The organism is Rothia uropygialis (assembly GCF_004137765.1).
Taxonomy (GTDB): Bacteria; Actinomycetota; Actinomycetes; order Actinomycetales; family Micrococcaceae; genus Rothia.
In genome coordinates this window covers 69,391-88,458 of the sequence record NZ_NOIS01000004.1, presented here as the reverse complement: position 1 = coordinate 88,458, position 19,068 = coordinate 69,391, and the positions used below count along the sequence as shown (strand labels likewise).

The following is a 19,068-nucleotide window of genomic DNA, read 5'->3' as shown; positions in this document are numbered from 1 at the left end:
TCGATGCGGGTCATGCCGTCGTGAGGAGGAGTAACCGATGCATATCGGCATAGTGGGTTCCGGCGTCGTCGGGACGCAGACCGCGTGGCACCTGAGATTGCGGGGCCACCGGGTAACGATCTTCGATCCGGATCCTGGCAACGGTGCGACACGTGCCGCAGCGGGCATGTTGGCACCCATCAGTGAGGTGCAGTTCGGGCAGCAGGGGCTCTACCCGCTCATGCTTGCCGCCCGGCGAGAATATCCGCAGCTCATTGCTCAGCTGGAACGGGTCACCGATCGTCCTCACGGATACCTCGAGAACGGCACGTTACTTGTTGCGGCAGACCGCGCCGATTTGGCTCGAGCCGCAGATCATGCCCGGGTCCAGGCCGAATACGGCATGGAGACCCGGCCCGTCTCCGCCAGTCGCTTGCTGGATATGGAACCCGGCCTGAACCCTCGCTTGGCCGGCGGATTCGAAGCGTCGACCGATCAGCAGGTGGACCCGCGTCTCCTCCTGGAGGCCCTCCGCGCCGCACTCGTCGATGATCTCGATCCCACCGGATTCCCCCACGCCGGGCCGTCCGCCGCATGGATCGTGGATAGCGTTTCCAGAATCGACCCAGTAGGGGACCGAGCAGCAGGCTACGACGTCACGACGGGCGACACCGGCCACCACCGGGTCGATCGAGTGCTCGTGGCGTGTGGTGTGAATTATGGGCGTATCGGTGGGGTTCTCGACCGTCTGCCCTTGGACCTGAGGCCGGTGTACGGGGACATTCTTCGGTTGAGACTCCGCGGAGGGCAACTCGCACCGGGAGAAAAGCATGTGGTGAACGCGACGATTCGCGCGACAGTCCTGGGACGACAGGTCTACCTGGTCCCACGGGCCGATGGCGGGCTGGTGATCGGAGCCAGCGTGCGGGAAGACAATCTGTCCGGAGTCAACGCGGGATGCGTGCAGGAGCTGCTCGAAGACGCCGTGACCGTTGTGCCGGGCGTGAGGGACATGGAACTCGTTGAGACCATGGCCAGGGCGCGTCCGGGGACCCCCGACGATATCCCGTACGTCGGACCCGTTCCGGGGGCCCCGGGCGTCGTCGTCTCGACCGGCTATTCGCGCCACGGAATTTTGCTCGCACCGCTGGGCGCACGGCTCGGCGCCGATCTGCTCACCGGGGCGTCCTTGAGCGACGCGGACGCCCGATTGCTCGAAACCATGGACCCCAGCCGCTTCGGCGCGCACACTGAAATGGCGCAAGCGCGCCTCACAGGAGGTATACCCGCATGAAAACTGTGAAGGTCAATGACGAAGAAGTCTCCCTGCACGATCGCGCGACGCTCGTCGACGTGGTCGGCAAGTTTTTGGATCGAGACCTTGAGCCCGACGGACGTCCCGTGGACGGCGGACGACTCGGTGTGGCCCTCTCCGTTGGAGGCCAAGTGGTACCCCGGACCGCGTGGCAAGAACGAGTGGTCGCGGACGGCACGGAAATCGACCTGGTCACCGCCGTCCAGGGTGGATAGAAAGAAGAAGAATGGAACAGCTGACAGCAACCAACGCAGCCACGGCGCAGACGCCGGTCACCGACCAGCAATTGCCCCCTCTGCGTATCGGAGACTACGAACTCGTCAACCGGCTCATCATGGGCACGGGCGGCGCCACAGACCTGACCTCCCTGGAGGACGCGTTGATCGCCTCGGGTACGTCCCTGACGACCGTAGCCGTGCGACGGTACAACCCGGAGACCAAGACCAGCGTCTTCGCGCTCCTGGAGAAATTGGGAATCGACGTCCTGCCCAATACCGCGGGTTGTTACACGGCTCGCGACGCAATCCTCACCGCCAACCTGGCTCGTGAAGCACTCGAAACCGATCTGATCAAGGTCGAGGTCATCGCCGACGAGGACACGCTCCTGCCGGACGTCGTCGAAACGCTTCGCGTGACGGAGACCCTCGCCGAGCAGGGGTTCACGCCACTGGTGTACACCACCGATGACCCCAGCGTGGCGCTCAGGCTTGAAAGCGTTGGGGCGGCCGCGGTCATGCCGATGGGATCGCCGATCGGCACTGGGCTGGGAATCCTGAACCCGTACAACATCGAGCTCATTGCAACCCGCGCCTCGGTTCCGGTGGTCGTCGACGCGGGCATCGGAACCGCGTCCGAGGCCGCGCAGGCCATGGAACTCGGGTGCGACGCCGTCCTGGTCGCTTCGGCCGTAACGCGAGCCCGCGATCCTCGGGCGATGGGGCTCGCGATGCGTCGCGGAGTCGAGGCCGGCTATCTCGCTCGCGAGGCAGGCCGCATCCCGCGTCGTACCGAGGCTCTGGCATCCTCGCCCGTGCAAGGACGGGTCCGCGCGGAGGACCGCATATGACCGGTATCAACGATCTCAGCGATACCCAACTCGAGCGCTTCCAACGTCACCTGGGACTGGTGGGTTTCGGCCCGGAAGCGCAGCAAGCGCTGCTTGACTCACGGATTCTCGTGATCGGTGCCGGAGGGCTCGGATCTCCGATCCTCCAGTACCTGGGGGCTGCAGGAGTAGGGCATATCGAGATCGTCGACGACGATGTCGTCGACCGTTCCAATCTCCACCGGCAAGTCATCCACTCGGAAGCCGACTTGGGTAGACCCAAGACCGAGTCCGCCGCGGATGTGGTGAGAGGGCTCAACCCGGATGCCGAAGTCGTTGAACACCGTTTCCGGATTACCCCGGAGAATGCCCTGGAGCTGGTCCGTCCCGTTGACCTCGTAATCGACGGTTCGGACAACTTCTTGACTCGGTACATCGTCTCCGACGCGGCCGAGATCCTGAGCAAGCCCGTAGTCTACGGTGCAATTCTGCGTTTTGAAGGTCAGGTCGGTGTCTTTTGGGCAGGTCACGGACCCACGTATCGGGACTTGTTCCCCGAAGCACCGGGACCGGGAGAGGTCCCCTCATGTGCCGAAGCGGGAGTGATCGGAGTGCTCCCTGGAGTCATCGGTACTCTGATGGCGACTGAAGCCATTAAGGTCCTGACCGGTATCGGTGACCCCCTCTTGGGGCGGGTGATGGTCTACGATGCCCTGGCCGCGAGTTTTCAGGAACTACGGCTGGAACCGGACCCACAACGCCCGAAAGTCACCAGTGTGGCCTCGGATCTTGCAGAGTCGTCCGACGAGACGATGTGCGCTGTGGCTCCGCCCTCGACTCCGCAGGACGAAATCAGCCCGACCGACTTGAATGCGCTTCTCGAGGAGCGCGACGAGCTGATGATCGTGGACGTACGCGAACCGTGGGAGAACCGATTGGGCGCGATATCCGGTGCCGCAAACGTCCCTTTGGGGGATATCCAACGCGACTCCGGGAAAGCCCTGGGTGCTCGTCTCGACAAGGACTCGCACGTGGTTCTCTATTGCAAGGCGGGAGTTCGCTCGCGGAAGGCCATGGACATCCTGGCCGAGGTGCGACCGGACGTTGAATTCCACAGCCTTTCGGGCGGGTACGACGAGTGGAGCGCTACTTTCGCGGATTGACCGGCAGAGAGCGCGGCGTCGCGGGGGTTTCCAAGCTCATTTCGGCCGGAAACAGAATCCGATCCTGGGCGGACGCCAAGGTGTAAGTCCTGGGGCGAGTCAAGCAGCTGCCACGGCGCTGGCGGCGATTAAGAAAGTTCTGCGTGATAAATGAGCCAGGGTCCGCAGTTGACCAGGTGGTATTTCGGCTCGGTGACGCCTGCCTGAAACGAAAATGATCGCGATTAGGCGGTGTTACACAGGGCAAACATCGTATGACGTAACAGTTTGTAATAACCCATGGGGGCAAGGGGATAGTTGCGGGGCGTTCCGGCTTGATCTCGTCGGGTAAGGCAAACGAATACCACACGTTAAATATTGAACCGGATTGCTGACCTCGAGCGGTCTGGCAATCCGGCTTCACGGGGTCTGAGGCGACTGCTCATGGGATTGGGTCAGGGTTCGGTTGGAAGGAGCGGGGTAATCGCTACGTTGCCCCATGAAGCAGTCGGTGACTTTGATTGGGTTGTTGTGTGGATCCCTGCAATGCGGGGGACGAAACTTTTCGTGAAGACACCAAAAGTTAATGTACTGATCAGTACAAAAGTGTCCTGTGGCTATGTAATGTTCCGTGCAGATGTCGTCGAACTCGCCAGATCGGGCCCGGGATGGGGCTGAACAGCTTTCTTGGAGAAGAGCACAGCCCTCGTCACGAGTGTCGATCGGTGCGGCTGCACAGCGGTTCGTCGAGATCTATTGTTCAAGGTCAAAACGAGGAGCACCTATGAAGCTGACAGGAAAGATGGCCGGAATTCTGGGCGGCAGCGCGCTGCTGGTCGGTCTCGCCGCATCGCCCGCGAGCGCCACCACCGTCGAGAACCACTACCCTGAAACGCCGGCGCTGAATCCCACATTGCCGATCGTGAACACCTATCACGGGTCGGATCACATCAAGCCGAATGTGTTGAACCCTCACCCCGTGTGCAACGCTCTGGAGGACCGTCGCACCGTGGTGTACAAGGTCAACGACAATTTCTCACCGGTGGGGACCATCTCCACGACCAATCACACCGCCAAAGACATTCCGCTGACGCAGGAGACGTCCAAGTCCCAAACGATCAATATCAGCGTGAATGGCGAGCAGGGAAATAGCACCACCATCAACGGTGGGGCCTCCAAGGATGGCGGGACCTTCGGCATCGCCGAAGAGATCTCCAAAAAGATCGGTTTTGAGGCGTCCTACGAGCTGTCATGGAATGCAGGCCAAACAATCGGCCCCTACGATGTTCCTCCGGGATACACGGGTGAAGCCACGTATGGGTTCCGCACTGTGACGATGTCCGGAACGCAGCAGATCTGCGGAGCGGATGGGAGATGGACCAACCCCACGGCGTGGAACGCATTCGTGCCCGTCAAGAACGAGGTCGAAGTCAAGCTGTACAACAATCCGGCTGACTCCTAAGACGCCGCTGGACTTTGGAACGGAGAACCAAACCAATGATGAAAAAGTTCATGAGCCGTGCCGCAGCGGCCACTTTGGCCCTAGCCCTCGGCGTCGTCACTTGTGGTGCCGGTGCTGCCCAAGCGGTCGAACCTGCCACCTCCGCACACGACCTGACCGTTGGGTACACCGTCTCGGGAGCGAAGGCGAAAGGCTATGCCGGGTTGGTTGCGATTCACGCGAAGAACGTCGGGTCCGAGCGCTACTACTCCGAATTTCCGGCGATCAGTTTCCGGATTGACGTCAAGACCGACAACGGTCCCCAAGGCGTCGATCGGCTGATTACCCCAGGGTGGTTCAACGGCGCTTACACCCAAGACTTGGGGTTCGACGAGAAAACGTCAACCCGGTCCTTCATGGTCACCCTGTCCAACCCCGTCGATGCCGGTCAGGATCAGCTCATTGCCAACCTCAACTTCGGTGACGGGTTGACCAAGGAGGGGCGCCTGACCAACTACATCACCGTGACCCAGGTGGGCCGCCTGGACGAGGACAAGTCCACGGGCAACGATCAGAACGTGGATTCGCGCCAGAACACCACGACCGATTTCGGAAACCCGAGTCCGGGCATATTCTGAGCCCTTCGCCGTGAACCAGTGTCGGTCTCATGGCGTGAAGTGCGGCCGGGGGGAGGTACTCTCCCGGCCGCACTTTGTTCGAGGATTCGAATTCTTTATAGACTCATCCGCTATGGAGAACCCGGCAGTTTTTGACGTGGACGGAACGATCTGTTTTGACGGGCATAGAATCTCGGAGGACATCGTTGAAGCCCTCCGGGAGCTCCGCGGCTTCCGGCAGCTCATTTTCGCCTCAGCCCGCCCTCTCCGTGACCTCGTTCCCGTGATCCCGACGGACCTTCAGGACCAAACTTTGATTGGGGGCAATGGGGCCTTTGTCCGTCACGCAGGCCAAACCGAGGTTGTGGGGTTCCGGGCCGGGGATCGCAGGATGCTCGATGAACTGATTGATGCACATGAATACGCGTATCTGCTGGATGGCCCGTGGGATTACGCCTATACCGGAGATGCGGATCATCGAATATTCCGGCAGCTGGACGCCGGGCGGTTGGCTTCCCACGTCGAGCGGTCTCGGCTGGAAACTTACTCGAAGGCCGTGCTGTTCACGGAGGATGCGCAGACGATAGATCGTCTGCGCAGGGCGGGCCTCACGGTGACGCACCATCCCGCGGAGGGGTTGATCGACGTCGCGCCCAGTGGAATTTCGAAGTTTGCAGCGTTGAGCCCGTTGCGCGTATCCGCCGGAAGCTATACAGCGTTCGGCAATGATGCGAACGATGTCGACCTGTTGCGCAACGCGGAACAGAGCTATTGCGTAGGCGATCATCCGTCGCTCTCTTTCGCCGAGCATTTCCTGGCCCCGGGTGACGTTGCCCGGGCCATTCGCGGCCTCACACGGGCGCGCGTCTGAGGCTCACATGAGTTCCTGCTCGATGTTGCGTAAGTAGTTGTGGCCCAAAGGGGTCAGCTCGAAGTCGTGGCGTTTTGCGCCAGTTCTGGCGATGTCGACTTTGCGAATGGACAGTGCTCCGCTGTCGGCCAGTCTCTTCAGGGTCCTGTAGAACCCTCGCTCCGTGACGGACCATCCCGTGGCCCGGACGAATTCGTTGCGGATCGCAGGGGCCGGTAGTCGCCCGTAATCGCGGACGATCCTAAGCAGTGCCAGGGTCGTGGCCGACTTCTTGTAGACCTCGATCCAGTTTGCGGTCAGTTCCTCTACCCATTCCTGATCTTCAGAAGACAGCGGTTGGGGGCCCGTTTCCGAAGTGCTCAAGGGCGAGACGCCTCGAAACCGCGGGACACAACGGCGCCGATTCCGTGGGCGATCAGGCCGATTCCCCAGAAGGAGGCCATCCCCAAAGTTGCTCCCAGCCAGTGGGGATCCAGAGGGAATTCCCCGCCCGTCAGGATTGCGGGTGAGTTCAGGGCGACCAGGAAATAGGCGTGGAGCAGATAGCCGACGTTGAAGATGCCGTAGGTGAGCGCATGAGCAACGAAAGAGCCGTATCGGATCCGGTTCAGCTTTCTTCCCACCGTCAAGAGGTAGGTCGTGTACCCGACTGCAATGCCGCCCAGCGCCGTGGTGGAGACCGCATTGATGCGATTGTCCCGGAGGAGGAACAGAATGTTGGAGCCGATAAGACTCAGGGCGAAGGGCAGGAGTGAGAGGTGGGCTCGAGTGCTGGTCGAACAGATGATCTGAGCTGAAGCTGACATATTTGGACCCCAGGGTGGCACTAATGGTGTAAACGAGGCGTACGAAGGTACTGTGCCAAACGTTCACTGAACGGGGCGTTCCGGCTCGGAATTCGACGTCGCGCCTCCGGGGTGGTCCCCAACTTCGCCCCGGCGTAGTCTGTAAAACAGCCAGAGCGAAGAACTGTCCGGATGCGAGGTGCGACCGTGGAATCCCATAAGACGACGAGGCCACGGCCGACCACCGTGCCCCATAAGCAATCTCCAACTCTGCCGCGCAAGCGGTGGTTCGCGCTCTTGGGGCCAGCATTCGTCGCATCGATTGCGTATGTGGATCCGGGAAACGTCGCCTCAAATCTCTCGGCGGGAGCCGAATACGGATACCTGCTGGTCTGGGTGCTCGTCCTGGCGAACCTCATGGCGGTCCTGGTGCAGTACTTGTCTGCGAAACTCGGGGTCGTCACGGGGCAGAGCCTTCCGGATCTCCTGGGCCAGCGCATGCGTCGAGGACCCCGTTTGCTGTTCTGGGGTCAAGCAGAAATTGTGGCGGCAGCGACGGACCTCGCGGAGGTCGTGGGCGGAGCCATAGCCTTGCACATTCTCTTCGGTTTGCCGCTGCTATGGGGCGGAGTACTAGTGGGTGCTGTTTCGATGCTTCTCCTGGCCACCCAGAACGGCCGCAATCCACGCAGGTTCGAGGCGCTCGTCGTCGGGCTTCTGGTGGTCATCACGATCGGTTTCATGGCCGGACTGGTCGTCAGCCCCGTGGACTGGACAGGGGTCTCCGAGGGGTTGGTCCCGAGGTTTCAGGATTCGCAGTCCGTCTTGCTTGCCGCGAGCATGCTGGGGGCCACCGTGATGCCTCATGCGATCTATCTGCACTCGGCTCTTGTCTGCGACCGACACGGCAGCCCCCGGGGACGTGCCGACGGGATGACTGGACGCCTTTTGAAAGCAACGCGGTGGGACGTCGTCCTTGGTCTGGTTCTTGCCGGGTCGGTCAATATTGGCATGCTGCTCATGGCGGCCGCGTCATTGCCCGGAGTGCCCGGAACGGACAGCATCGAAGGTGCTGCAACGGCCATTTCCGATCATCTCGGGCCGGTGGTCGGGCTCGTCTTTGCACTGGGACTGTTGGCTTCCGGACTGGCCTCGACCTCAGTCGGCTGCTACGCGGGGTCGGCGATCATGAAAGGTCTTCTGCACGTTCAGCTCCCGTTGCTAGCACGAAGGGCCATCACCTTGATTCCCGCGCTCGCGGTCCTCGCCGTCGGTTGGGACCCCACGTGGAGCTTGGTGGTCAGTCAAGTGGTTCTTTCTTTGGGTATCCCGTTTGCAATCATTCCGCTGGCCAAGTTCACGGCGGACCGTCAACTCATGGGTCAGTGGGTCAACCCGATGGTGATTCGGGTCTTTGCGGTCGTGGTCACCGCGGCGATTGTTGTGCTCAACGTATTGCTGGTGGTGCTGACATTTTCCGGATTAGCCTGACGACGTGCCGAGCGCAACTTTGCTCACGAATTCCCGTGAAGCCTGTCTTATGCGGCCCTCCAAGACCTCATGCGAGGACAGCTCGTTCGATGTTGCGTAGACCCCGGTCGGTGTCACGTCGGCGTGGAGGAAATTGAATAGCGGCCGCATCGAGTACTCGATGACCATTGATTGGCGGGCAGATCCACCGGTGGCACCGACCAGTACCGGTTTACCGGAGAGGTCCTCGGGAGATATCAGATCCCAGAAGGATTTGAAGAGGCCTGAATAGCTGCCCTGAAAAGTGGGGGACACCGTGATGATGCCTGCCGAGTCCAGGACCTCATTCAGAAGGCTTTCCAATTCCCCTTCCGGGTATCCGTTGGTGATGAAATCGGCGATCTCATAGCAGAACTGACTCAGGTGGTGAGTGCGGATCTTGGGTTCAATGCCCCGGTCGAGCAGTTCGCTTTTCGTGGCGTCCTTGAACCGGTCCGCCAGCTGCGCGGATGAGGAATGCAGGGCCAAACCGCCCGTGATGATGGTAATTTCCGCGCTTTGCATGACTCTCCTGAGGATTGTTGCCTCATCCCAGCATGGCACGGGAGGCATCGCGTGTTATCCCCAGCAGATACAGAATGGATGCCCTGCTGGGTCGGCGAAGACGTGAAAACCATGAGCAGCTTCTAGGTCGTGGGGCGCTTGGATCGAGTGAGCCCCCAGCGCGAGTACTTCTTGGCAAGAGTCCTCGAACTCTGCTGGGGTGACGGTGAGGTCGTAGTGTAGCTGCTGGTGCTGGTCGCCTTCACCGGCGGGCCAAGTCGGGGCGATGTGATCGGGAGCGTGCTGAACCGAGACCTGAATTTCCCCGGCCACCACGATGTCCCGCCACTGCGGATCGTTGCTGTCCTCGTCGCTGACCTGGCCGCCCAGAACGTTGGCCCAGAAGGAGGTTTCTGCTTCGATATCGGATGCATCGAATACAACGTTTTTCCTGACGATATCCATGATTTTCGCCGCTTTCACTGGTGGACGTTCGATAGTGGCCGGTTGGCCTCGTATGGGTACATCATGCTCTATATATCCAAAATTTTTCTAGGTTCAGAGGGGTCCCATCGAGGGGAATACCTCGAATTCCGGTTCGTGGACGACGGAGAGACTGCCGACAAACTCGACCTAGTCGTGATTGAATTGTGTCTCTGCCGATTGGGTCACAGTGGGTTGTAATCGGCATGACACTCGCATCGACTGAGAAGGGGGCCCAATTATGGGTACCAACACAGCTGAGACGAGCGCCCAACCGAGGGAGCTCAAAAAGGTCATCGGACCCAAGCTGCTGATTCTGCTGATTATCGGAGACGTGATCGGGGCCGGGGTATTCGCGATCACCGGTCCCGTTTCCAAGGAAGTCGGGGGTGTTGCGTGGTTGCCGTTCCTCGTCGCTTTCATCGTCGCGACCTTCACGGCATTTTCCTACCTTGAGTTGGTTACCAAGTATCCTCAGGCGGCCGGTGCTGCTCTCTATATTCATAAAGCGTTCGGAATACACTTCGTTACCTTTATCGTTGCTTTCGCGGTCGCATGCTCGGGTATTACGAGCGCGGCGACGTCGTCGACCTTGGTCGGCAAGAATTTGCTGATCGGTATTGGGCAGTTCATTCCCGGGATTCCCTCCGGCCCCACTGCTTCGATGTTCATGGCTATCGGAATCATCATCATCCTTGGGCTCGTGAACCTCCGAGGAATCGGTGAGAGCGTGAAGTTCAACGTGATCCTGACGTTGGTGACTCTGGTCGCGATGGGAATCATCATTGTGATCGGTTTTGCCGCGATCGTCAGTGGGCACGGTGACTTGGGCCGGATAGTCGTCTTCGAAAATCACAGCGACCGGAACATGTTCGCTGCGGTGACTATGGCGACGTCGGTGGCTTTTTTCGCGATGGTCGGCTTCGAGGACTCCGTGAACTTGGTGGAGGAGTGCAAGGACCCGAAGCGCGATATGCCCCGAATGATGCTTACAGGACTCGGCGTATGCGTGATCATTTACATCCTGGTTGCAGTGACCGTGACGATTGTGATCCCTCCGGGTGACATCGCCGACCCGAAGAACCCGGATGCCGGTGTTCTGCTCGACGTCGTGCGTGTGGGCGCCCCAGGCATCCCGGTTGATGTGATCTTCCCGTTCTTGACGGTCTTTGCCGTTGTGAACACCGCTCTCATCAATATGCTCATGGCCAGTCGCCTGCTCTATGGCCTCGCCAAGCAGCACGTCTTGCCCAGACCATTCGCAAGTGTTCTGCCCAAGCGCCGGTCTCCGTGGGTTGCGGTCGTGTTCACCACGCTCTTGGCGGTAGGTCTGGTCGTGTACGTCAACGTCAGCGGTCAGAAGAGCATCGTGGCGGCTCTGGGAGGAACGACCGCGCTGTTGCTCTTGTGCGTCTTCGCGGTGGTCAACGCGTCTCTTCTGGTGCTCCGCAGGGACGCGACCCCTCCGGGCGCCTTCCGATCTCCCACGATCATTCCGATTCTGGGCGTGATCACGTGTGTATTCCTTGCCGGGCCTTGGGCCCGAGAGCGATCGGCGTGGATTCAATATGAGATTGCGGGGGCACTGCTGATCATCGGCATAGCTCTGGGCCTCATCAACTGGTTTTTCGTTCATCGAAAAGGCGATAACACGGAGGTATTCGAAGACATTGAGCATCTCGAGGACTAGCTCCCAACGGTGAGCTAGTTCGATAGAGCGTAGACACGGGAGCGGGTCGCCCATCGGGGCGGCCCGCTCCCGGAACACGCAGACCGTCGCGGCTGCGCGTGCGTTGTGGAGAGCCATCAGCTGACGGGGCTTGCCCGAACTACTAAGTTGTCCTGATAGGTGAAGAGGCCTCTGTTGACTCCCGCTACCTCAGGACCGGAACACGTGACGAGATGTAATCGATGCGGCCCTGTCGTAGTCAGCAAATCCGGGTCTTCCTTGAGCTTGGACTGAGGGACCACAAACAGGTCGGTAACGCGGTATGCGTGTGCTGTCCCGTCGGATCCCGCAGCGAAAATCGGAGCGCAGGGTTCGAGCTCGTGGAGGTGCCCCCAAGGGGAAAGGTCGCCAGAATTGTGGTTCACGTGGCCGGCCAAGAAAGTTGAGCCGGACCGGGAACCAATATCTGCTGACCCGTTGTCCCTGACCCCTCGTGGTGCCTCCGGTAGAGGCAATTCTCCGAGGTCATTCGTCTCGGCGACGTCGAATCCAGCCGTGGCGCCGACGGACGGTGCGTTCCACGTATTGCTGCCAGGAAGGTCTGGGACAATCCCAACGGTGCTGGTCTCACATCGCGCATTCCTGAAACCGCGGACGGGACGCGGGGCGTATTGCCCACGAGTCATTTCATCGAGGGCAGTCTTGTGTGGGCCCCGATCCAAAAGGGTGTGTCCCTCCGGTGACGTGGAGGTCCGGCCCAGGAGAAACCCGGGGTGTCTGAGTGCGAGGGGAACATTTCGCGAAGGGGAGAACTCGCAGACGAGCACCAACAGGATGACCGTCAACCCTAGCAGTATCGGAACCAGGGTGCGGGTCCCCGCCCTCGACGAAGGCTCGAGTTTAGAAACCTCCAGCATTGTAATCATGCCCGGTTCTCATCGCTGAGAAAGTGCACGCCTTTGGCCGCCAGTGATCGTCCATAGCGGGGAGGAATCGGTTTGCACGGGGACCGCGATCTGCAGTATGTGATGGGTCCTTGCGACGGTGGCGGCCCCGATAAGCCCCGTATCCGACAAGGGCGGTTCCGATTCCGATGCCTACTACCGAGGCTGAGCTGACTTCGTTATCGCCAGTGACACCTGTGCGCGCGATCGGCCCAGCGCGGTGAGGTTCCTCTGGCGACGGGGCTAGTGACCCGGGCGATCGAGGGGGCGGCCCCGGTAGTTCGTCGGCTGGCTTTTCTGATGGGATTGCTTGTGGCGGTGGCGTGCCGTCTCCGGGCGGTTCGGGATCCCTTGACTCCGGCTGCGGAGGCGCAGGCTGGGCCGGCGGCTCCTGTGGCCGAGGGGGTTCACCACTGGGTTGTGAAGGAGCCGGCGTATGAGTCCGGACGGGGTTCGACTTCAGCCAGTTTCCGTTATAGGACTCCGTGAAAGTGTTCTCGACGTCGCCCGCATCGATCCGGGTCATTTGAACGTAGACGGACCAAGCCTGCTCTTTCGCACGGTTGGATTCGAGGTTCAGAATCTTGAGGAACTCATCCGTGGCCGAATACGTCACGGCGCCGGATCGTTGGTCGATTTTCTGAGTGAAATACCGGGTGATGTCTTCACCCGGGCCGATCACAGAACCATTCTCGCGGACAAAGGAGCTCGTCGAGAGGACTACGAAGTTGCCGTCGTAGCGATCATGGGATTCGTCGTAGTCGTCGAAGATCGTCCACTCGGTGGTCTGTCCGGCGTATTGGGCCGGACGTACGGAGGAATCCAGTCTGTAATCGAACATTTGGCCCAGAGGTATGGTGCCTCCATTCAGCGATATTCGGTCGGCCGACGACATGACGATGTCCTTATGCGGATTGATCTTTCTCACGTGATTGGCAACGGTTTCCGTCTGAACCCGATAATCGTTGACGATCTGCCACGCGGTATTGCTGATGTCTCCATTGGCATTCATGGTCACCATGTAGGGAAGTGAAATTACATATTTGCACCCGAGAGGCGGTACGAGTCGCCCGCCTTCGACCTTGGCCATGATGGACAGGCCCGCCGCGCCCGCATCCTTCAGTTCGAATTGACCGGTGACATCTTCAGACCCCATGGTGACTACTTCTCGGAGAGCCTTCAGATTGACGCCATCTGCCTCGGAAGGAACCTTGTAAATTCGGATCGAGGACACGTCGATGCTGCCGTGCGCCTCGTCGTAGTCATCAATCATGCCAAAGCGGGTGATCGGTTCGACGGTCTCGGCAAGCTGGGACGCATCCAGGGAAAGAAAGTATTGGATCGTCTCCCCAATGGTGACGGCTTTCCGATCGATGTCTTCGCCGTTGACCGAATGGGCCCCGCGTTTGTGGGGATCGATCGATGGCTCGTGGTAGGCGTGGGTCTCCGTGTAATCGAGTCTTCCGTTGACAATCGAAAATCCGGCGTCGCACTCATCATCCGCAAAGCCGTCGGCCAAGGCCGTCTGACTCAGACTGAGGGTATAGGCGGTGTTCTTTGTGAGAGTTTGGGCGTCCTTGGCTTCTGCCCGGACTTGGAGAACCTTCTTGCCTTGGAATTCCGTCTCTTCCTTGATGAGATGGAACCGGTCCGAAACGTCAACTCCTTCGGACTCAACTCGGACTGAGGCCATATCCACAGTTACCGGGACGCGCCCGTCTTCGGTCGCGAAGACATTGTCACCAATGACGAATTGCTTGAGTGGTTCGAAACCGGTGCTCTTGGTGACCGTCTGGTGAGTGGTTTGCCCAGGGAGGACGAATTTTCCTTCCCCGCGGGCGACCTTCTGGGTGCCAGAGCCCGGTGTGAACAACTCGTGATAGCGAACGGATGCGGTTACGGGCGCAACGGGTGGTACTTCCTGACGTTTTGGCAGTGCGGGAGGTCGTGGAGGGGTAGGCATCGCCTCGGTAGGGGCAACGGTATCCGAGGAGAGCATGACGTGGTTGTAAGTCGCCGTAATGGCCTCGACGTCGTCAGGATCGCGCCCAGGGGAGCCTCCAGAAGTCCCGACCCAGAATGAGGAGCTGTTGTGTGCCAAGAAGGTCACGCCAAGGTGTGTCATGATGTCCGGATCGGTATCAGCAATGGACCGAGACTGACGCCCGCCTTGGGGCAGCATGAACGCGTTGGTCACAGCCTTGGACGCCGAACCGTGGACCGTCTGGGCTTCCCGGGATATTTCTGACTTCGGATTCACGAACGACGCGATGACCCCGTGGCCGGCCGCAGCGTAAACCCCATGAGCATATTCATAGCGAGCCTTGTCCGCTTGGTGCTGACCGTTCAGTGAACCGAAGGACACATAGTAGTTGTGGTCGTATTCCTCCCCGGTGTCGGAGAACACAAAGCTCAAGGTTTGTTTGACCGCCGTCACGTTGTAGAGGGCCACATTGTCCGAATAATTCGAGAAGACTTCGATGGTTGGCCGTCCCGGATTGGTCGCGGATGTGACCACGTCCGATACGTGAATTCTCGCGTCAAGCGACCGACCGGTTGCCTTGTCTCGAGCCACGTTCTTGTACGAGACCGTGAAATTGGATCCGTCGGTCGGATACACGTGGGTCACGGTATCCGAGTTGTAATTGTTGTGGGCGTCGAACAGGTTGTTCTGGCCGGGGTGACTCTCAATGCCTTCGATACGAACGAGGCTATTTCGGTTTTCTGAGATGGTGAACGGTTGCTCGTACACGAGTTTCCCGGGAGAGAGGGCATGATTGGGGTCGGCCGCGGTGATCTGCTCCTTGAGATGGGTATCGTACTGAGCCTTCTCGCGGTCGTACTGCTCTTTGGCTCGATCGTAAGCAGCTTTATCTCGTTCGTAGTCAGCCATCTCCCGCTGGTACTTCGCTTCGGCTTCAGACTGGCTGATGCTGTGCGCGGCCTTCAGCTCCTGGAGTCTTCTGGACGCAGCCTCCAGGGCGCTCGCTTGCTCTCGGTATGATTTCCGGATTGCATCCAGGCGTTCAGGCACGGCTCTGTTCTCGACAGTTTCACTGATCACGCCCTCCTTCCTGACCTGAACTCCCATATTTTCTGCGTTGGAGACTGCTGTATCCAAAACCGTTGTCTCCACCTGAACGCGTTCGCGGTAGCTGGAGGCTTCTCGGCTGGTGGAAACGGACGAAAATTCGGGCGTGGCCGCCCATGCGCATTGGCTTCCCACGGCCGAGGCCATCAACAAGCCGCTGAGCGTCGATATCCCCACCGTACGAAGGCGAAGTCGATGTGCACTGGCGATACGTTCCCGTAATTCTCGACGGTTTGAAAGCAACATGAAACCTTCCCCCAAGGTATGAAACAGTCATCCCGGCTTTTCCGGTTTTCCGAACGGATATCCGTCAGCGCGTTCTTTAACTGATGTCAGAAGCCCGGAACCGCCGGTAGCCGGACCGGCGTCAAACGGTGCCTGGTCCGACCGATTGGCCTTGGACAGAGATATTAGATTCTGGAGGAAGTCGATGAGCACGGATCCGGGAATCTGTGGATATCTCCCCGGAGGCCGGTTCGAGAACCGAAATCATACATAACAAGAGAAAAACCTTGACGTGATGTTCCATGACATTGATACGGTGATGTGTAGCACTTATAGGGACGGTCACTCACTATTCAAGGGGCAGGACCGCATCGGTTCTGCGTCAGGAAGCAGCTCGCACAATGTCTGCCATGAATTCTCCCCTTGATTTTGCCTGTCGGGCTCGAAAAGTCGCGGCCGGGCTGACTCTCATGTTCTTCCTTGCCTCGTGTTCTGCGGGAGATCCACAGGGCCAGCGAGATGATTCGGACGGCCCCTCTTCGGCCCCTGCATCGCAGCAGCCTTCCTCCTCGCATGTCGAGGAACCGGTCGTCCAACGTGATGAACCCTTGTCGAAAAGGATCAATTACCCAGTCGACGGCGAAGGGGATCCATCTCAGAACTGGGGCGACCTCTATCTTCCAGCTGGTAAGCACGACGCCAAGTCGGTGCCGTTGGTCGTTCTGATCCATGGCGGTGCATGGCAGAACACCATCGGGGCGGAATCCTTTGACGCGTACGCCGAGTCCCTGGTCGACCGGGGGATGGCGGTATACAACATCGAGTATCGACGGGTGGGATCAGGTGGTGGCTGGCCGACGACATTCACGGACGTCGCGTCCGCGCTGGACTTCATCCCGGAGCTCAGCAAGAAGCACCCGGAATTCACGACCGACGACGAACTGGTGGTCGGCCACAGCGCTGGGGCCCAGTTGGCCATGTGGGCCGGGACTCGAGATTCGAAGCAGGAGCATGAGCTCGGTGTTCACCCCCGATTCGTCCCGACGAGGGTCGTTTCCTTGGCCGGTCCACTTGACCTGACGTATGCGGCGACTCACGGAGATACCAATATCATCAATGCGCTGGGCGGCACACCCGATCAGATCGCGGCCCGTTATTCCGACGTCGATCCCATACAGAACATCGACAACACTCTGCCGGTGGTCGCGGTCCACGGCACCGCGGACCAGGTCGTTTCACCCGAGAATTCCCGGCGGTACATCGATGCCGTCAAGAAAGCGGGGGGTCGGGGGAGTCTGCGCCTCATGGAGGGGGATTCGCACGGCTCTTTGGTCGAGGCCCAATCGGAACACTTCAACAACATCCTGGACATCATCGATGAGACGGCCGACGCGGATGTGGGCGATGTCGGCGAACCGGGGAGCGCCTGATGGAAGGTCTCTCAAGCAGTTGGGTCGGCGGAGATGCCGAGACCAACATGCCCCTATCTGCTGAAGCCATCGTGGTTTCGGTAGATAGGGACGTAGCTTAAGTGACGCCGCAGGTGTGGCAGAAATTTTCGCACCTGCGGCCTTCAGCGTGTTGTCTACTGGTCGGTGACGTTCAGTTGCACGTCGATGTTCCCGCGGGTCGCGCGAGAATAGGGGCAAACCTGGTGCGCTTGGTCCGCCAGTTCTTGGGACTCCTCAACGGGAAGGTCGGGGACGACGACTTCCAAGACGACCGAAAGGCCGTATCCTTCACCCTCTTTGCCAATGGAGACGCGCGCGCCAACGGCGGAATCGCCGAGTTTTTTGTGAGCCGATTTCGCAACCGACTGAAGGGCCGAATGGAAACAGGCCGCGTAGCCCGCAGCGAAGAGCTGCTCGGGATTGCTGCCCTCCCCGCTTCCCCCCATCTCCTGGGGCGGAGCCAGATCGATGGAGACGGTGCCGTCACTCGATCGAACGTGCCCTGAGCGGCCATTTCCAGTGCTGAGTGCCTCTGCGGTGTAAAGCGGTTCCATGGGTCTCCTTAATGTTTCCTTAAAGCACGACTATATTGGGCACAATATAAAAGCGTCAACCGTTTTGCTAGAGTTCGGTTGTGTCGAATTCGAAATCCCCCTTGGCCCTGGACAATCAGCTGTGCTTCAGCCTGTATCGCGCCAGTCACGCCATGGTCCGTGCCTACCGTCCATTATTGGATGAATTGGGCCTCACTTATCCGCAGTACCTGGTGATGCTTGCGCTCTGGCAATCGAATGACTCCCAAAGCAATGACTCCCAAAGCGTTGGGCAAATTGGGCAACTCCTCGGTCTGGACAGCGGAACCCTGACTCCAGTGCTGCGTCGCCTTGAGCAGCGAGGCCTCGTGGTGCGGCGGCGGGATCCCCATGACGAGCGGCGTCGGCTCATTGTCCTGACCGACCGGGGTCAGGAACTCCAACGCCCTGCCGAGGACGTTCCGGAAAAGGTCTGGGCCAAATTCCCCCTCGAACCCGAAGGCTATTCATCATTCAAAAGCCAACTCAACGGGGTTGCCGAGGCCTTTGAAGCCGGGCGCAGCTAATGGCTCGCAGTGTTGTGCTTGCGGGGTGCGGTGACGTCGGAATCCACCTGGGCCAACGCCTGGTCCGAAATGGCTGGCGAGCGACCGGGGTGCGACGTCGAGCGAAGCTTTTGCCTGCCGAGATCTCTCCGATGAGCTTGGACCTGACGAATCCGGGAAGTACGAGAATTCCGAATCCGGACGCGGTGGTTGTTTCCCTGACGGCGGATGCCGCCGAGACAGAGGCATACGCTCACACGCATCTCGGGGGACTGCGCGGGCTGGCTCGCGCGCTGGCAGAGAGCGCAAGCGGCGAGCAACCGAGGGTAGTGCTGATCTCCTCGACCGGAGTCTACGGCCAGAGCGACGGCGAGATCATCACCGAGGAGACCGTGCCACTGCCCCGGAGGGAAACCTCCCGGATTCTGTTGGAAGCCGAAGGTCTGGTCACCCGCTTGTTCCGTAACGTGACGATCATCCGGCCAGCCGGAATCTATGGTCCGGGCAGAAGCGCCCTGATAGACCGCGTCCGTCGTGGAACTCCGCTCGTACGTGACCGAATGACAAACCGCATACATCGGGACGATCTGGTGACGGTGATCGAAAGAGTACTCGAAGTCGACAGCCCTCCGCCGATCGTTCACGCGGTCGACAGGGAAGCCGCACCCTTGGGGGAAGTCGCGGACCACATTGCTAGGCTCCTGGGTGCCCCAGAACCACCAGCCGCACCGGAAACGAGACCTCGCGATCGCGGCAAAACGATAGACGGGTCCTTGGTGCACTCAATGGTACGAGAGGTCCGGTATCCAACTTTCCGCGAAGGATATGCCGCGCTCCTGACCGACCGCACCTGACGCGAGCGGGTCCACGAGTCGCTGTATACGCTCTGAAACCGGGCTGCCCCCCCGTAGTCGCTCTG

At 59.9% G+C, this 19,068-nt stretch carries 19 protein-coding genes; 12 read left to right on the top strand and 7 right to left on the bottom strand.

Features of this window, described 5'->3' with window-relative positions:
• The first annotated feature begins 37 nt into the window (after positions 1–37).
• From thiO to EWV35_RS09705, 7 genes are all read left to right on the top strand, one after another.
• Positions 38–1,273 (top strand): glycine oxidase ThiO, encoded by a 1,236-nt coding sequence (thiO, locus tag EWV35_RS09735; RefSeq protein WP_129661298.1) that lies wholly within the window; start codon positions 38–40, stop codon positions 1,271–1,273.
• Positions 1,270–1,509 carry a sulfur carrier protein ThiS gene (gene thiS / locus EWV35_RS09730; protein WP_129360456.1) on the top strand — a complete coding sequence of 80 codons (240 nt, stop codon included), beginning with the start codon at positions 1,270–1,272 and terminating at the stop codon, positions 1,507–1,509. Before thiO ends, thiS begins: the two co-directional genes overlap by 4 nt.
• Positions 1,510–1,520: 11 nt before the next feature.
• Positions 1,521–2,360 (top strand): thiazole synthase, encoded by an 840-nt coding sequence (locus EWV35_RS09725; protein ID WP_129661295.1) that lies wholly within the window; start codon positions 1,521–1,523, stop codon positions 2,358–2,360.
• Positions 2,357–3,502 (top strand): molybdopterin-synthase adenylyltransferase MoeB, encoded by a 1,146-nt coding sequence (gene moeB / locus EWV35_RS09720; protein ID WP_129661292.1) that lies wholly within the window; start codon positions 2,357–2,359, stop codon positions 3,500–3,502. The genes EWV35_RS09725 and moeB overlap by 4 nt, the downstream gene beginning before the upstream one ends.
• 763 nt (positions 3,503–4,265) lie before the next feature.
• Entirely contained in the window at positions 4,266–4,943 is a 678-nt protein-coding gene (locus tag EWV35_RS09715) for a hypothetical protein (protein ID WP_129661289.1), read from the top strand.
• 50 nt (positions 4,944–4,993) lie between these two features.
• Complete coding sequence (locus EWV35_RS09710) at positions 4,994–5,560, top strand: hypothetical protein (protein WP_238654385.1); 567 nt, start codon at positions 4,994–4,996, stop codon at positions 5,558–5,560.
• A gap of 112 nt (positions 5,561–5,672) precedes the next feature.
• Positions 5,673–6,410: an HAD-IIB family hydrolase gene (locus EWV35_RS09705; protein WP_129661286.1), complete on the top strand. Its 738-nt coding sequence runs from the start codon at positions 5,673–5,675 to the stop codon at positions 6,408–6,410.
• Between the two features lie 3 nt (positions 6,411–6,413).
• On the opposite strand, the gene EWV35_RS09700 is transcribed toward EWV35_RS09705, so the two are convergent.
• Together EWV35_RS09700 and EWV35_RS09695 are read right to left on the bottom strand one after the other, a co-directional pair.
• Positions 6,414–6,773 (bottom strand): helix-turn-helix transcriptional regulator, encoded by a 360-nt coding sequence (locus EWV35_RS09700; protein WP_129661283.1) that lies wholly within the window; start codon positions 6,771–6,773, stop codon positions 6,414–6,416.
• Positions 6,770–7,216 carry a 2TM domain-containing protein gene (locus tag EWV35_RS09695; protein WP_129661280.1) on the bottom strand — a complete coding sequence of 149 codons (447 nt, stop codon included), beginning with the start codon at positions 7,214–7,216 and terminating at the stop codon, positions 6,770–6,772. Before EWV35_RS09695 ends, EWV35_RS09700 begins: the two co-directional genes overlap by 4 nt.
• 171 nt (positions 7,217–7,387) lie before the next feature.
• Between EWV35_RS09695 and EWV35_RS09690 the strand changes: the two genes are divergently transcribed.
• Complete coding sequence (locus EWV35_RS09690; RefSeq protein WP_129661277.1) at positions 7,388–8,686, top strand: Nramp family divalent metal transporter; 1,299 nt, start codon at positions 7,388–7,390, stop codon at positions 8,684–8,686.
• Here the strand turns inward: EWV35_RS09690 and EWV35_RS09685 are convergent.
• Together EWV35_RS09685 and EWV35_RS09680 are read right to left on the bottom strand one after the other, a co-directional pair.
• Positions 8,678–9,229, bottom strand: coding sequence for a CE1759 family FMN reductase (locus EWV35_RS09685; protein ID WP_165168503.1), 552 nt, complete (start codon positions 9,227–9,229; stop codon positions 8,678–8,680). The two genes, EWV35_RS09690 and EWV35_RS09685, sit on opposite strands and share 9 nt — an antisense overlap.
• A gap of 54 nt (positions 9,230–9,283) precedes the next feature.
• Positions 9,284–9,691: a VOC family protein gene (locus EWV35_RS09680; RefSeq protein ID WP_238654383.1), complete on the bottom strand. Its 408-nt coding sequence runs from the start codon at positions 9,689–9,691 to the stop codon at positions 9,284–9,286.
• 241 nt (positions 9,692–9,932) lie between these two features.
• Here EWV35_RS09680 and EWV35_RS09675 point away from each other — a divergent pair, with 241 nt between their 5' ends.
• Positions 9,933–11,381 carry an APC family permease gene (locus EWV35_RS09675; RefSeq protein ID WP_129661270.1) on the top strand — a complete coding sequence of 483 codons (1,449 nt, stop codon included), beginning with the start codon at positions 9,933–9,935 and terminating at the stop codon, positions 11,379–11,381.
• Positions 11,382–11,497: 116 nt separating this feature from the next.
• On the opposite strand, the gene EWV35_RS09670 is transcribed toward EWV35_RS09675, so the two are convergent.
• Positions 11,498–12,046, bottom strand: a complete 549-nt coding sequence (locus EWV35_RS09670; RefSeq protein ID WP_165168501.1) for a class F sortase — start codon at positions 12,044–12,046, stop codon at positions 11,498–11,500.
• Positions 12,047–12,260: 214 nt separating this feature from the next.
• Entirely contained in the window at positions 12,261–15,542 is a 3,282-nt protein-coding gene (locus tag EWV35_RS09665; RefSeq protein WP_274542959.1) for an LPXTG cell wall anchor domain-containing protein, read from the bottom strand.
• A 488-nt stretch (positions 15,543–16,030) separates the two neighbouring features.
• Here EWV35_RS09665 and EWV35_RS09660 point away from each other — a divergent pair, with 488 nt between their 5' ends.
• Entirely contained in the window at positions 16,031–17,050 is a 1,020-nt protein-coding gene (locus tag EWV35_RS09660) for an alpha/beta hydrolase family protein (RefSeq protein ID WP_129661260.1), read from the top strand.
• 155 nt (positions 17,051–17,205) lie between these two features.
• Here the strand turns inward: EWV35_RS09660 and EWV35_RS09655 are convergent, their stop codons facing one another.
• Positions 17,206–17,625, bottom strand: coding sequence for an organic hydroperoxide resistance protein (locus EWV35_RS09655; protein ID WP_129661257.1), 420 nt, complete (start codon positions 17,623–17,625; stop codon positions 17,206–17,208).
• A gap of 80 nt (positions 17,626–17,705) precedes the next feature.
• On the opposite strand from EWV35_RS09655, the gene EWV35_RS13535 reads away from it, so the two are divergent.
• Both EWV35_RS13535 and EWV35_RS09645 read left to right on the top strand, forming a co-directional pair.
• Positions 17,706–18,170 carry a MarR family winged helix-turn-helix transcriptional regulator gene (locus EWV35_RS13535; protein ID WP_274542956.1) on the top strand — a complete coding sequence of 155 codons (465 nt, stop codon included), beginning with the start codon at positions 17,706–17,708 and terminating at the stop codon, positions 18,168–18,170.
• The gene (locus EWV35_RS09645) at positions 18,170–19,003 is read left to right on the top strand and encodes an NAD-dependent epimerase/dehydratase family protein (RefSeq protein ID WP_129661253.1); all 834 of its coding nucleotides are present in this window, start codon (positions 18,170–18,172) and stop codon (positions 19,001–19,003) included. The genes EWV35_RS13535 and EWV35_RS09645 overlap by 1 nt, the downstream gene beginning before the upstream one ends.
• The last annotated feature ends 65 nt before the right edge of the window (positions 19,004–19,068 follow it).

Excerpts from the sequence above, each read along its gene's own strand:
- thiO (WP_129661298.1), top strand. The coding sequence starts at position 38 with ATGCATATCGGCATAGTGGGTTCCGGCGTCGTCGGGACGCAGACCGCG.
- thiS (WP_129360456.1), top strand. The coding sequence starts at position 1,270 with ATGAAAACTGTGAAGGTCAATGACGAAGAAGTCTCCCTGCACGATCGC.
- EWV35_RS09725 (WP_129661295.1), top strand. The coding sequence starts at position 1,521 with ATGGAACAGCTGACAGCAACCAACGCAGCCACGGCGCAGACGCCGGTC.
- moeB (WP_129661292.1), top strand. The coding sequence starts at position 2,357 with ATGACCGGTATCAACGATCTCAGCGATACCCAACTCGAGCGCTTCCAA.
- EWV35_RS09715 (WP_129661289.1), top strand. The coding sequence starts at position 4,266 with ATGAAGCTGACAGGAAAGATGGCCGGAATTCTGGGCGGCAGCGCGCTG.
- EWV35_RS09710 (WP_238654385.1), top strand. The coding sequence starts at position 4,994 with ATGAGCCGTGCCGCAGCGGCCACTTTGGCCCTAGCCCTCGGCGTCGTC.
- EWV35_RS09705 (WP_129661286.1), top strand. The coding sequence starts at position 5,673 with ATGGAGAACCCGGCAGTTTTTGACGTGGACGGAACGATCTGTTTTGAC.
- EWV35_RS09695 (WP_129661280.1), bottom strand. The coding sequence starts at position 7,216 with ATGTCAGCTTCAGCTCAGATCATCTGTTCGACCAGCACTCGAGCCCAC.
- EWV35_RS09690 (WP_129661277.1), top strand. The coding sequence starts at position 7,388 with ATGCGAGGTGCGACCGTGGAATCCCATAAGACGACGAGGCCACGGCCG.
- EWV35_RS09685 (WP_165168503.1), bottom strand. The coding sequence starts at position 9,229 with ATGCAAAGCGCGGAAATTACCATCATCACGGGCGGTTTGGCCCTGCAT.
- EWV35_RS09675 (WP_129661270.1), top strand. The coding sequence starts at position 9,933 with ATGGGTACCAACACAGCTGAGACGAGCGCCCAACCGAGGGAGCTCAAA.
- EWV35_RS09670 (WP_165168501.1), bottom strand. The coding sequence starts at position 12,046 with ATGACTCGTGGGCAATACGCCCCGCGTCCCGTCCGCGGTTTCAGGAAT.
- EWV35_RS09665 (WP_274542959.1), bottom strand. The coding sequence starts at position 15,542 with ATGGCCTCGGCCGTGGGAAGCCAATGCGCATGGGCGGCCACGCCCGAA.
- EWV35_RS09660 (WP_129661260.1), top strand. The coding sequence starts at position 16,031 with ATGAATTCTCCCCTTGATTTTGCCTGTCGGGCTCGAAAAGTCGCGGCC.
- EWV35_RS09655 (WP_129661257.1), bottom strand. The coding sequence starts at position 17,625 with ATGGAACCGCTTTACACCGCAGAGGCACTCAGCACTGGAAATGGCCGC.
- EWV35_RS09645 (WP_129661253.1), top strand. The coding sequence starts at position 18,170 with ATGGCTCGCAGTGTTGTGCTTGCGGGGTGCGGTGACGTCGGAATCCAC.